The 12,840-nt window shown below is 69.8% G+C and carries 13 protein-coding genes; 6 read left to right on the top strand and 7 right to left on the bottom strand.

Annotated elements, in window-relative coordinates; all coding sequences use genetic code 11:
* Nucleotides 1-52: 52 nt before the first annotated feature.
* A complete protein-coding gene (locus tag FHX53_RS01250) occupies nucleotides 53-1,615 on the bottom strand; it encodes a purine-cytosine permease family protein (RefSeq protein WP_182489444.1) in 1,563 nt (520 codons plus the stop codon).
* Nucleotides 1,616-1,699: 84 nt separating this feature from the next.
* Here FHX53_RS01250 and FHX53_RS01245 point away from each other — a divergent pair, with 84 nt between their 5' ends.
* Nucleotides 1,700-2,365 carry a cyclase family protein gene (locus FHX53_RS01245; protein WP_182489442.1) on the top strand — a complete coding sequence of 222 codons (666 nt, stop codon included), beginning with the start codon at nucleotides 1,700-1,702 and terminating at the stop codon, nucleotides 2,363-2,365.
* Between the two features lie 41 nt (nucleotides 2,366-2,406).
* Nucleotides 2,407-2,955, top strand: a complete 549-nt coding sequence (locus tag FHX53_RS01240; RefSeq protein ID WP_220476071.1) for a helix-turn-helix domain-containing protein — start codon at nucleotides 2,407-2,409, stop codon at nucleotides 2,953-2,955.
* 24 nt (nucleotides 2,956-2,979) lie between these two features.
* Here FHX53_RS01240 and FHX53_RS01235 read toward each other — a convergent pair whose 3' ends face one another.
* From FHX53_RS01235 to FHX53_RS01225, 3 genes are read right to left on the bottom strand one after another with little or no spacing between them, the layout of a single operon-like run.
* Entirely contained in the window at nucleotides 2,980-3,444 is a 465-nt protein-coding gene (locus tag FHX53_RS01235; RefSeq protein WP_182489438.1) for an acyl-CoA thioesterase, read from the bottom strand.
* Between the two features lie 20 nt (nucleotides 3,445-3,464).
* Nucleotides 3,465-5,147, bottom strand: coding sequence for an energy-dependent translational throttle protein EttA (ettA, locus tag FHX53_RS01230; RefSeq protein ID WP_182489436.1), 1,683 nt, complete (start codon nucleotides 5,145-5,147; stop codon nucleotides 3,465-3,467).
* Between the two features lie 4 nt (nucleotides 5,148-5,151).
* On the bottom strand, nucleotides 5,152-5,655 hold the full coding sequence (locus FHX53_RS01225; RefSeq protein WP_182489434.1) for a DUF6993 domain-containing protein: 504 nt from the start codon (nucleotides 5,653-5,655) through the stop codon (nucleotides 5,152-5,154).
* Between the two features lie 379 nt (nucleotides 5,656-6,034).
* Between FHX53_RS01225 and FHX53_RS01220 the strand changes: the two genes are divergently transcribed.
* From FHX53_RS01220 to FHX53_RS01205, 4 genes are read left to right on the top strand one after another with little or no spacing between them, the layout of a single operon-like run.
* On the top strand, nucleotides 6,035-7,417 hold the full coding sequence (locus FHX53_RS01220) for a sensor histidine kinase (RefSeq protein ID WP_182489432.1): 1,383 nt from the start codon (nucleotides 6,035-6,037) through the stop codon (nucleotides 7,415-7,417).
* 29 nt (nucleotides 7,418-7,446) lie between these two features.
* Nucleotides 7,447-7,842, top strand: a complete 396-nt coding sequence (locus FHX53_RS01215; RefSeq protein ID WP_182489430.1) for a response regulator — start codon at nucleotides 7,447-7,449, stop codon at nucleotides 7,840-7,842.
* Nucleotides 7,832-10,534: a PAS domain-containing protein gene (locus tag FHX53_RS13965; RefSeq protein ID WP_182489428.1), complete on the top strand. Its 2,703-nt coding sequence runs from the start codon at nucleotides 7,832-7,834 to the stop codon at nucleotides 10,532-10,534. The genes FHX53_RS01215 and FHX53_RS13965 overlap by 11 nt, the downstream gene beginning before the upstream one ends.
* Nucleotides 10,531-11,175, top strand: a complete 645-nt coding sequence (locus FHX53_RS01205; protein ID WP_182489426.1) for a response regulator — start codon at nucleotides 10,531-10,533, stop codon at nucleotides 11,173-11,175. The genes FHX53_RS13965 and FHX53_RS01205 overlap by 4 nt, the downstream gene beginning before the upstream one ends.
* Before the next feature lie 65 nt (nucleotides 11,176-11,240).
* On the opposite strand, the gene FHX53_RS01200 is transcribed toward FHX53_RS01205, so the two are convergent.
* The 3 genes from FHX53_RS01200 to msrA form a co-directional block, all read right to left on the bottom strand.
* Entirely contained in the window at nucleotides 11,241-11,717 is a 477-nt protein-coding gene (locus FHX53_RS01200) for a single-stranded DNA-binding protein (protein WP_182489424.1), read from the bottom strand.
* 213 nt (nucleotides 11,718-11,930) lie between these two features.
* A complete protein-coding gene (locus FHX53_RS01195; RefSeq protein ID WP_246335376.1) occupies nucleotides 11,931-12,140 on the bottom strand; it encodes a methyltransferase in 210 nt (69 codons plus the stop codon).
* 91 nt (nucleotides 12,141-12,231) lie between these two features.
* A complete protein-coding gene (gene msrA, locus FHX53_RS01190) occupies nucleotides 12,232-12,759 on the bottom strand; it encodes a peptide-methionine (S)-S-oxide reductase MsrA (protein ID WP_182489422.1) in 528 nt (175 codons plus the stop codon).
* Nucleotides 12,760-12,840 lie beyond the last annotated feature (81 nt).

The raw sequence follows: 12,840 nt of genomic DNA, 5'->3' as shown, positions 1-12,840 counted from the left end.
GCGAGCGGGCGGGGAGCCCGGAGCGGTCTGCGGGGCCGCCCCGGGCATCCGCTCAGCCGGCGCGGCGCGCCGCGGCCTTCGCCGCCCCCGACCGGTGGTCGGTCTCGATGGGCGTGAGCGGCGCGCTCTGCTCGCGGACGACGCGCGGCCCGTCGGGCGGGAACACGTACGTCGGCTCCGGGAAGAGCATGAGGGCGCCGATGTAGAGCACCGCCGCCGAGACGATCGCGACGATGAGGCTCAGGTCGACGCCGCCGGCGACCCCGCTCAGCGGGCCCTCGATGACGGGCGGGAAGTACGCGAAGAGCAGGCCGAGCACGGCGGAGACGACCCACGCGACCATGCCGCGCCAGTTGACGCCGTTCGAGAACCAGTACCGGCCGCCGGTCTCGCCGCGGTTGAAGACCTGGAGGTCGGAGCGGTCGAACGATCCGCGACGGACGAAGTAGCCGATCGCCATGATGATCATCCACGGAACCGTGGTGACGATGATGGCGCCGACGAACGCGTTGACGGCGCCCAGCAGGTCGAAGAAGAGGCGACCGAGCAGGATGAACAGGAACGCGATGACGCCGATGAAGATCGTCGCCTGCACGCGGCTGAAGCGCGGGAAGACCGACGAGAAGTCCAGGCCCGTGCCGTAGAGCGAGGTCGAGCCCGTGGAGAGACCGCCGATGAAGGCGACGACCATGAGCAGCACGGCGTACCAGAGAGGCGACTCCTGGATGAGCGCGAAGACGTAGTCGGCCTCGCCGGCGACGAGGGTCGCGGTCGCGACGCCGAACAGGAACGGGATGATCGTGAGGCCCTGCCCGAGCGCAGTCGCGCCGAAGAGCTTGCGCGCGGGCGTCGTGGCGGGGATGTACCGCGACCAGTCACCGAGGAACGCGCCGAACGACACGGGGTTCGACATGACGATGAGCGCCGAGAGCACGAACGTCGGCCAGAAGCTGCCGAGCGCGTAAGCCTCGGGGCCCGGGTCGTAGCCGGCGTCGAACGTGCCCGAGAACGCGACGATCGCGAGCAGGAAGAGCACCGAGTTCGCGATGACCGCGGTCTTGTTGATGAGCAGCATGAACTGGTAGCCGTACACGACGACGATGATCACGATCAGCCCGATGACGCCGTAGATGAGCGTGCGCAGGCCGACCGAGTCGGGCACGCCGAGCAGTCGGTTGAGCGCGCCGACGAGGGCGTCGCCGCCGACCCACACCGAGATCGAGTAGAACGCGACGGCCGTGAGGAGCGAGAGGAACGAGCCGACGACGCGGCCCCGGACCCCGAAGAACGCGCCGGAGGACACGGCGTTGTTGGTGCCCGTCTTCGGGCCGAAGAGGCCCATCGGCATGAGGACGAGGATGCCGACGGCGAGGCCGAGCACGGTCGCGCCGACCGCCTCCCAGAACGACAGGCCGAGCACGATCGGGAAGGTGCCGAGCAGGACCGTGGCGAAGGTGTTCGCGCCGCCGAACTGGATGCGCATGAGGTCGACCCACGTCGAAGTGCGATCGGCATCGGGAACGGTGTCGATGCCGCGCTGCTCGATCTCGGTCGCGCGCGGTCGGGCGTTGAGGGCGACGTCGGAATGATCGACAACGACTCTGTTGTCCGTCATGAAGGTTCCTTCTCATCGGGGTGGACGTGCGGGGTTGGCCCGAATATAGACCCGGATATGCCTGATGTGCAAAAGTTCTTGCCTATGAAGATAAATCGTGTCGTTGATCTCTCGGTCGCGCTGTCGAGCGCGACGCAGGTGTACCCCGGCGACCCCGTCGTCTCGCTCACTCCGCACAGCACGATCGCGCGCGACGGCTTCAACCTGCTCGCCGTCACAATGGGGTCGCAGAGCGGGACGCACGTCGACGCGCCCTTCCACTTCGACGACGCCACCCCCCGCATCGACGAGCTGCCCCTCGACCGCTTCGTCGGCGAGGGCGTGATCGTGGATGCCCGGGACGCGGGCCCCCGCGGACGCATCACCCCCGCGCACATCGCTCCGGTCGTCGAGCGCCTGCAGCCCGGACGCATCGTGCTCCTCCGCACAGGATGGAGCGACCACTATGGCACGGCCGCCTACTTCGACCACCCCTACCTCGACGCCGAGGCGTGCGCGCTGCTGCTCGAGCGCGGCATCCGAACGATCGGGATCGACGCCGTCAACCTCGACGAGACGCCCGACGCCGAGCACCCGGGCGTCGGGTTCCCCTGCCATCACCTCATCGCCGAGGTCGGAGGCGTCATCATCGAGAACCTGACCAATCTCGGCGCGATCGCGAGCGGGCATCCCCTGATCTCGGTCCTGCCGCTCAAGCTCGAGGCCGCTGACGGGGCTCCCGTGCGGGCGGTCGCGATCGAGCACGACTGAGACCGACGGCGGACGAGGGGGAAATGGCCCAGGATAGAGACATGACGAGCGACGTGAAGATCGGCGCCCGCCTGCGAGCCGCTCGCCTCGCGCGCGGACTCACCCTCGACGCGGTGGCCACGGCGGCCGGCATCAGCCAGGGGTTCGTGAGCAAGCTCGAGCGCGACCAGGTCTCGCCCTCCGTGGCTTCACTCGTCGCCATCTGCGAGGCCGTCGGCCTCAAGGTCGGCGAGCTGTTCGAGCCGCCGCCCTCGCAGATCGTGCGCGCCGGCCACGGCGCGCCCATCAACTTCGGCGGCGAGGGGGCACAGGAGGTCCTCCTCACGCCCGGCACGCAGACCGATGTCGAGGTGATCCGGTCGATCATCGAACCGGGTGGCACGGCCGGCGACGACCTCTACAGCCTCGACTGCGACGTCGAGTTCGTGTACGTGCTCGCGGGTCGGCTCACGATCGTTCTCGGGGACGACGAGCACGAGCTCGGCACGGGCGACTCGATGACCTTCCGCGGCCGCGACCCGCACACCTGGCGGAACGCCTCGACGACCGAGGGGTGCGAGGTGCTCTGGGTGCTCGCGCCGGCGACCTAGCGGCGCTGCGCGCCTGGCGCGGCGTCAGCTCCGGCGCCGGAAGGCGACGGGCTCCTCGAGGTACGGCCCCCACAGCGCGCGCTCGCGGTCGCTGATGCGACGCGGCCGCCCGGTCTGCTCGTCGACGAGGACGAGCGTCGACATCGCGCGGGCGAAGACGACGTGCGGCTCCGCCCCCTCGGGCGAGCACACCTCGTAGCAGACGTCGAGGCTCGCTCCCCCGAGGGCGCCGATCCAGAGCTGCACGTCGAGCGGGTCGCGCAGATGCGGGATCTGCGCGAGGTACTCGACCTCCTGCCGCGCGATGAGGCTCTGCGCGCCCTCGTCGATGTGCAGCTCGGGCAACGGCGTCGCCGAGGCACCGCGCCCGCGCCAGAACACCTCGATGCGCGCCTCCTCGAGGAGCGTCAGCATGCGGGCGTTGTTGACGTGCCCGTAGGCGTCGAGGTCGCTCCAGCGCAGAGCGATGGGAACGTGGATGCGCGTCATGCGCTGGTCGCCGCCCCGCCCTAGTCGCGCGTGAGCTTGCGGTACGTCGAGCGGTGCGGCTTGGCCGCGTCCGGGCCGAGGCGCTCGATCTTATTCTCCTCGTACGACTCGAAGTTGCCCTCGAACCAGTGCCAGTAGCTCGGGTCCTCGTCCGTGCCCTCCCAGGCGAGGATGTGCGTGGCGATGCGGTCGAGGAACCACCGGTCGTGGGTGATGACCACGGCGCAGCCGGGGAACTCCAGCAGCGCGTTCTCGAGGCTGCCGAGCGTCTCGACGTCGAGGTCGTTCGTGGGCTCGTCGAGCAGCAGCAGATTGCCGCCCTGCTTGAGCGTGAGCGCGAGGTTGAGGCGGTTGCGCTCGCCGCCAGACAGAACCCCGGCCTTCTTCTGCTGGTCGGGGCCCTTGAAGCCGAACTGCGAGACGTAGGCGCGCGAGGGAATTTCGGTCCTGCCGACCTGGATGTAGTCGAGGCCGTCGCTCACGACCTCCCACAGCGTCTTGTTCGGGTCGATGCCGCCGCGGCTCTGATCGACGTACGAGATGTCGACCGTCTCACCGATCTTGAGCGTGCCGCCGTCCAGCGGCTCGAGGCCCACGATGGTCTTGAACAACGTGGTCTTGCCGACGCCGTTGGGGCCGATGATGCCGACGATGCCGTTTCGCGGCAGCGTGAAGCTCAACCCGTCGATGAGCACGCGGTCGCCGAAGCCCTTCGTGAGCTTCGAGGCCTCGATGACCTGGGCGCCGAGACGCGGGCCGACGGGGATGACGATCTCCTCGAAGTCGAGCTTCCGCGTCTTCTCCGCCTCCGCCGCCATCTCCTCGTAGCGGGCGAGGCGGGCCTTCGATTTGGCCTGGCGGCCCTTGGCGTTGCTGCGCACCCACTCGAGCTCGCTCTCGAGGCGCTTGGCGAGCTTGGCATCCTTCTTGCCCTGCACCTGGAGGCGCGCGGCCTTCTTCTCGAGGTACGTGGAGTAGTTGCCCTCGTACGGGTACAGGCGACCGCGGTCCACCTCGGCGATCCATTCGGCGACGTGGTCGAGGAAGTACCGGTCGTGCGTGATGGCGATGACGGCGCCCGGATACTTCTGGAGGTGCTGCTCGAGCCACTGCACGCTCTCGGCGTCGAGGTGGTTCGTGGGCTCGTCGAGGAGCAGCAGGTCCGGCTTCTCGAGAAGGAGCTTGCAGAGCGCGACGCGGCGCTTCTCGCCTCCGGAGAGGTGGGTGATCACCTCGTCGCCCGGCGGGCAGCGCAGGGCATCCATCGCCTGCTCGAGCTGCGAGTCGAGATCCCACCCGTTCGCGGCGTCGATGTCCTCCTGCAGCGTTCCCATCTCGGCGAGCAGCGCATCGAAATCGGCGTCGGGATCGGCCATGGCGAGGGAGATCTCGTTGAAGCGCGTGATCTTGTCGTGCAGCTCGCGCACCCCGTCCTGGACGTTCTCGAGAACGGTCTTCGACTCGTCGAGCTCGGGCTCCTGCATGAGGATGCCGACCGTGTAGCCGGGGCTCAGGCGGGCCTCGCCGTTGGAGGGCTGGTCGAGGCCGGCCATGATCTTGATGATCGTCGACTTGCCGGCGCCGTTCGGGCCGACCATGCCGATCTTCGCGCCCGGGAAGAACGACATCGTGACGTCATCGAGGATGAGCTTGTCACCGACCGCCTTGCGGGCGCGGACCATGGAGTAGATGAATTCGGCCATGCTCTCAGTCTAGAGAGGCCGTCGCCCCCAACAGGCACGCCCCGGAGGCCAGCGCGGGCTCCGTCGTCGTCGTGAGAGCGTCGCCGTCGAACTGCCCGAGCACGCACGATCCCCCCGAGCGCACCGAGAGCAGCAGCGCGTCGACCGGGAGGCCGATCGCGGTGCGGTCGGGCGTGATCTGGATCGCGTCGAGCGGGATCCCTGCGGCGGTGAGCGCCTCGACGACACTGCGGCCGGCCGGGATCCCCCCTGCCGACGCAACTGGCGCGAGCGCCTGTTCGACGACTGGGAGGTTCGCCTCAGCCTCCGCCGCGGGGTCGAACGGAGGGACCTCCGGCTCCACTGGCTCGGGTTCGGGCGACGCGGAGGCGGATGACGAGGGGGTGAGTGCCGCGCCCGAGGGCGTCGCGACGGGAGGCTCGGGGGCCGCGGTGCAGCCCACGACGATCGCAGAGATCGCAGCGGCTGCGACGATGAGGGCGGATGCCCGCCTCGCGCTCGCTCGCATCCGAACCGCCCTTCCCGGCGGCCAGACGGCCGACCGCGACGAGTCTACGTGGGCTGCCGCGGTGACCGGCTCGCAGTCGGATCCGGCCACGGTAGACCGAGCGTTCGAAATCCGAACACCGCGCGATCGCCATGTTTGCGCCCCCGTCGAGGACGGAGCACTATCAGTGCAAGGACAGCGGTTGGGAGTCGGGGGACTCCCGGGGCCGCCGACCGCAACCGGTTCACTCGCCCGTTCGGGTCGGGTGAGAGAGCCGAGTGACACTGCGGCCGTCCCCGGCTCATTCGGGTTGAGCTGGGGCGGCCGCTTCTCATCTCTACGACTGGTGCAGGATGGCAACGTGGCCGTTGCGCTGAGTACCCGACGAATCGGAGACCGCGTGACTCTGCGGGAGGCGCTCGGCGGCCCCTGGGCCACCCACTGGATGCTCTGGCTCGCGTTATTCCCCGGCACCCTGTCGATCGTGCTGCTGCGCGAGTCCGCCACGCCGTACCCGCAGTGGTGGTGGCCGCTGCTGTCGGGCGTCGTTCAACATCTTGTCGCCGGGGTGATCCTCGTCGGCGGCGGTCATCTCGCTCGACGACGCCGAGCGATCCTGTCGATCTGGACGGTGGCCGCCCTCTGGGTCTTGTCCTGCCTCGTCCGGGCCGTCGTGGGCAGTGCCATCGCGGAGGTCGTGGCCGGCGTTCCCGGCGAGCTCCTGTTCCGAGCAGCCGCCTGGATCGTGATGACCGCGGCCTGGGGGCCGGCGATCGTGTACGGGTTCGCCCAGATCGGGCGCCGACAGTCCGTGATCGGCGAGCTGGAGGCCGCGCGCCGCGCTCTGGAGGAGGCGACCGCCCACACCGCGGAATCGGGCATGCAGATGCGGAGGCAACTCGCGCAGACCATCCGTCGCACCGTCGCTCCGGTTCTCGATGACCTCCAGGGTCGGCTCCTGACGGTGCAGCAGAGTCTCGACCGCGACGCGTTCCTCGAGATCAGCCTGAGGCTCTCCCGACTCCACGACGAGACGGCAGACCTTGTCGATTCGGCGAAGCCCGCGCACGGCCCGGGCGAGTCGAGATCGCGGCGCGCATCGCTCCGTGAAGCGTTCGACTTCCCCGTCGGCCGTCCCTGGCTGCTGGCCGCGGGCGTCTCAGGGCAGACGGTCGCCATCGTGCTTCCCGACGGAGCCCGTCTGTTCGGCCCTCTGGCCGCGACGGAGATCGTCATCGCCGCGCTCGGCGGCGGCGTCGCGCTCGCGGCGACGATTCAAGTGTCTCGACGATCGCCCGCCCTGCGACGGGCTCGCGCCCTGCACGTCACCCTCGCCGCGATCGGCGCGGCCGTCCTGGTCTCCTCCTGGGTGATGCTGCACAGCGGTATCGACCCCATCACCTGGCAAGGAGCGGCGATCCTCCCCAGCCTGGGAGGCACGCTGATCGGGTCGTGCGCCACCGTGGTCGCGTGTCTCGTCATCGTCCGCGCGAACGAGGACGACGAGCGGGAGCTCAGGCGGATTCGGAGCGAGGTCGATCGGCTCGAGGAGGAGCACGAGGCCGCCGTCGAGCGCGAGAGACACCGATTGAGCGAACTCATGCACGGCCCCGTTCAGGGGCGGATCGCCGCGTGCGTCATGGCCCTGACCTTCTTCTCCGACGCCGACGCGGCGCCGGGCGCGCTCGCCTCCGTCACCGATCAGGTCCTCGACCATCTGGCCGCCGCGTCGCACGATCTGTCTCTTCTCGCCGAGGGCCGTCCCCCGGACGGAGGGGCCTAGGCGAAGAGCCCTCGCCATACACTGAGCACATGGCAGCCCCCGGAGGTTCCACTGCCACGGTCCTCGTCGCCGATGACGATCCTCTCGTCCGGACCGTGCTGCGCATGGCGCTCACGGGCATGGGGTGCGCCGTCATCGATGCGCGCACGACGAGCGAGGTCATCCATCTGGATCCCGCGGTCTCCGTGGATCTCGTCATCCTCGACCTGAACATGCCGGGTGGCACCGCCGTCGAGAGCCTCGACGCGCTGTCCGCGCGCGTGTCCGCCCCCCGCGTCCTGCTTCTGAGCGACGAGGATGCCCCCGCCCTGCTCGACCGCGTCGACGGGTTCGCACGCAAGCCGATCGAGCTCGCGGACTTCACCCGCATCGTCCGCTCGCTGCTCCCCGACGGCTCAGGCGGGAGCTCCGATCGTGCGGGATGACCACATCGACGACCGGGCGCTCGGTCTCGCGACAGCTCTCGAGACCCTCGCTGCCGGGTATCCGGATCCCATCCTCCTCGTCGGCCCCTCCGGGACGGTGCTCGGGGCGACCGCGGCGCTCGAGGCGCGCGGAGCGATCCCCCGCAGCGCGTTCATCGGCTCCCTCCACACGCAGTGGGCGGCGGAGGCGGATCGCGCGATCATCGACGATCGCTTCGCGCGCGCTCTCGAGGGGGAGACCTGCCGCTTCCGGACGGTCGGACGACCGGACGGAGCGGGTCACGCCGAGGTGACGTACAGTCCGGTCACCGTCGACGGCGAGGTCATCGCCGTCCTCGTCCACGCCTCCGCGATCGCGGAGGTCGAGGAACGGGAGCGCGCGAAGGCGCGGGCGGACGAACTGCTGCGGATCGCCGGCGAGCTCGCCGCGTTCGGCGGGTGGTCCCTCGATCGAGAGACGACCCTGCTCACGCTGAGCCCTGAGGCGGAGCGCATCCTCGGATCAGAGGACGAGTCCGTCCTCCCCCTCGATCGTGCGGCGCAGCTCTTCGCCCCTGCGAACGCCGAGGCGATCGCGCGCACGGTGGGCGCGTGCTTCGAGCAGGGCGAGACGATCGACCTCGAGCTCATCGTCACGACCACCGACGGCCGGTCGCGGATCGTCAAGGTCCTCGGGCGACCGACGACGGGCCCGGACGGCGTCGTCGTCGCTGCGCACGGGGCGATCTGGGATGTCACGGAGGCGACAGCGGCCCACGAGCGAGCGGCGATCCTCCAGCAGCGGCTGGACCTCACGCTCAACTCGCTCAGCGACGGGCTGATCTTCCTGGACGACGAGTGGCGTCTCTTGTACGCCAATGATCGGGCCGAGGAACTCGTTGGCCGCACCTTCTCGGAGATCGAGGGCCACAGTCTCTGGGAGAGCTTCCCTGAGCTCGCCGACACCGAGCTCGAGGTCGCCTACCAGCGAACGGCGCGCGAGCAGATCAGGACGACGGTCAGGACTCCTGACGCCTTCGGGCGCTGGTTCGACGTGACCGCGTACCCCACCGCGACCGGGATCGCCCTCTACATCCGCGACGTCACCGAGGACGAGCGGGCGAGCCACGAGATGGTGAAGGCTCAACGGCGGATCGCGGACCAGGCCGAGCTCATCGATGCCACGCGTGATGCGATCGTCGTGCGGGCCCTCGACGGCGTCGTCCACTACTGGAACAGCTCCGCCGAGTCGCTCTACGGGGCCGCCGCCGACGACGCGGTCGGACGCCCGCTGCGCGAGCTGATCTGCGTCGCCGACGACGTCTTCGACGAGGCGCTCGAGGTGACGCTGCGCGAGGGGTATTGGTCGGACGAGCTGCCGTGCACGACGCGCGACGGCCGGTCGCTCATCATCGACAGCCGTTGGCAGCTCCTTCGAGGAGACGACGGGGCGCCCGACCGGATCTTCTCCGTCGACACCGACGTGACGGCATGGCGGCGCGAGGAGAACCTCCGCACGCGCGCCAGGCGGATGGAGAGCCTCGGGACTTTCGCCGGCGGCATCGCTCACGACCTGAACAACGTGCTCACGCCCATCCTCATGTCCATCCAGCTGCTGGAGTCCACGGAGACGGATCCGGACCGGCTGGAGCTGCTGAGCACGATGGAGTCCGCGTCCAAGCGCGGCGCGGACATGATCCGCCAGGTGCTCGCCTTCGCCCGCGGCGTCGAGGGCCGACGCGATCGCGTGGCCATCGACTCGCTTCTCGTCGAACTGCAGCGCTTCGCCGCGGACGCTCTTCCCGCGGCGATCCGCTTCACCGCGGAGATCGACGACGGCCTGCCCTGTGCTCTCGGCGACCCGACGCAGCTCATCCAGGTGCTCATGAACCTCGTCACGAACGCCCGCGATGCCATGCCCGACGGCGGCGAGCTGAGGGTGACGGCATCGACGATCGTCCTCGAGGACTCCTTCTCGACCGAGGCGTTCCAGGTCGAGCCGGGAGCGCACATCATCATCGATGTCGTCGACACCGGGCACGGCATGACCCTCGAGATGACGGAGAAGATCTTCGAGCCGTTCTACACGACGAAGTCGATGGGCAAGGGGACGGGGCTCGGGCTCGCGAGCTCGCTCGCGATCGCGCAGAGCCACGGCGGCACCATCCGGGTGTACAGCGAGCCCGAGCGCGGCACGCGCTTCTCCGTGATCCTGCCCACGGCGAGCGGTGACGCCCGAGCGTCGTCGGAACCCCGCATACCGACGCGCGCGCTGCCCCGCGGACGAGGCGAGCTCATCGTCGTGGTCGACGACGACCCCACCATCCGCCTCATCACCTCGCGCACGCTCCAGCGCTACGACTACCGGACGCTGGTGGCGGAGAACGGGCGTGACGCGATCGATCTCGTCGAGGCGCCGGGCACCGCCGTGGACCTCGTGCTGACCGACATGATGATGCCCCTCATGGACGGGGCGGCCACGACTGCCTATCTCGAGGAGCATCACCCGGACATCCCGGTGATCGCGGCGAGCGGATTAACGTCCGCAGGCGGCGCCGCCCGGAGCGCGGGAATGGGAGTCGCCGCCTTCCTGCCGAAGCCGTACACGACGAGCCTGCTGCTGACCACGATCCGCGATGTGCTTGACGGCGTCGGCGGCCACGAGCACGATGGACAGAACGGTTCGTCCCACCCGAGCGAGGAGTCGCGATGACGACCGAGACACGAGCGATGCGTATCGTCGTCGCCGACGATGACGCCTTCACTGTCTCGCTGGTGTCAGGGGGGATGAGTGCGCGCGGCTTCGCGGTCGCGACGGCCACCTCGGTCGCTGACGCGCTCACGGCCGTCGGCGACACCGATCCGCACGCGCTCATCACTGACCTGAACTTCGGCTCAGCCGAGTCCGGCGCCGACCTTCTGAGCGCCGTCTCCGAGGACTACCCGTGGGTCGGCCTCGTGGTGCTCACCTCGCACCGCTCACCGGAACTCGCGGTGCCGAACCCCGGGCGCATCCCGCCCGGCGTGGTCTACCTCGTGAAGTCGCAGCTCGGCGCGATCGACGACCTCATCGACGCGGTGCACCGCTCGATCAGCGGACAGCCGGACGACGACGTGCGCATCGGCGACGACGATGTGCCCACGGTGACGGCCGCGCAGGCCGATGTGCTCCGGCTGCTGGCCGAGGGGGCGTCCACGCGCGCGCTCGCAGAGCACCGCGGAACGACCGTGCGCGCCGTCGAGACGATGCTCGCGCGGCTCTTCACCGCTCTCGGTCTCGACACGAGCGAGAACGCGAACCCCCGCGTCGCCGCGGTCACTCTCTGGCAGCGCGGCGGCATCCGGGTCCGCTGAGCCGCCGCACCGCCCGAGGGTGGGCGCGAGCGTTCTGCCCGAGAACCGAGGCGCGACTCCGAGCGTCAGAAGGGAACGTCGGCCGACTCGCGCGGCTCGAGCGACGACGCGTCGTCGGGCACCTCGACGGGATCGGGCTGCTCGTGCTGAGCATCCGCCGCCCGATCCTCGCCGCCCCGCCCGACGATGATGCTGCGCGTGAAGCTCGAGCGGCCCCACGTCAGGTCGTGGCCGACGGCATCGGCGTCGATCTCGATGGTCGTGCCGTTCCGCTCCCCGCTCTCCCAGTCCCGGATACGAACGCGCCCGGAGACGATCACGCGCTCGCCCTTGTGCACCGAGCTCGCGACGTGGGTTCCAAGCTGGCGGAAGCTCGTCACGGTGTACCAGTTGGTGTCGCCGTCGACCCAGGCGGCTTTCGCTCGGTCGTAGCGGCGCTGATTGCTCGCGAGCCGGAACGAGGTGATCGCGAGCCCGTCGCTCGTGACGATGTGGCGGGGGGTCGTGGCGACGAGCCCCGTGAGGGTGATGGTGTCGGTCATGGCGTCCTCCAGACGTATCGGTGTCGGGTGGGCGCCGGCGGTTCGTGCCGGAGAACGCCGGCGCCCGCGACGAGGATGCGCGACAGGAGGTCGGCCGACCGGCGGAGGGCGCTACCGGTGCATGACCGGGTTCACCGCCCGTCGTGTGGACGAGCGGAGGTCAGCGAGCGCGTGCGCGGTGGCGGCGGGCGCGGTGGCGGTGGGCGCTGCCGGTCAGTGCTCGCGGAAGTCGGGCCGCTCCGCACCGGGGCCGAGCGCCGCGTGCAGCGCGCGCTTGGCAGCCTCGAGCGTGGGGTACGGCCCGCGGGCCTCGCTCTGCACTCGCACCCGCACGAGGAAGCCTTCCCCGTCGCGGTGGATCGATCCGACGGTGCCGGCGGGGCCCGCGGCGACCCAGGTCTGCGTTCCGGTGGTCATGCTCATCGTCGAGCTCCTTCCGAGCGGCGCGCTCGCGCCGTGCGCCGCCGACGCTACGCCTCGCGAGGGCCGGTGTCGAGCCCTCGTGGGCGAGCTCTCAGGAGGCCCGGATGTACGGCGCGTACGACGAGCGGATCTTGTTGACCTTCGGCAGCGCGACGGCGAGGCAGTACCCCTGGCCAGGGTTCTTCGCGAAGAAGTCCTGGTGGTACTCCTCGGCGTCGTACCACTCGGGCAGGGGCGTGATCTCTGTGACGATGCCGCCCTCCCAGTAGCCGCCGGCGCGGTCGCGGGCGGCCTCGAAGATGGCCTTCTCCTCGTCGACCGCGTAGAACATCGCCGAGCGGTACTGGGTGCCGACATCGGCGCCCTGCCGGTTGAGCTGTCGCGGGTCGTGCAGGGTGAAGAAGACGTCGAGGATGACGTCGGCGGGGATGACCTCGGGATCGAAGACGACCTTGACGGCCTCGGCATGACCGGTCGTCCCCGTGCAGACCGCCTCATAGGACGGGTTCGCGACGGTGCCGCCGGTGTAGCCGGAGACGACGTCATGAACGCCGTCGAGGACGCGGTAGACGGCGTCGAGGCACCAGAAGCATCCGCCGGCGAGATGGAAGGTTCGCATGCCGCCATCGTAGGCGGGCGCGCGGGGCGCGAGCCGAGCATCCGCCCCGATCGAATCGGTTCGATGCTTCGCACTCGGCGG

The sequence above is a fragment of the Microcella alkalica genome, assembly GCF_014137945.1.
GTDB lineage: Bacteria > Actinomycetota > Actinomycetes > Actinomycetales > Microbacteriaceae > Microcella > Microcella alkalica.
This window is presented reverse-complemented; position numbering and strand designations above follow the sequence as displayed.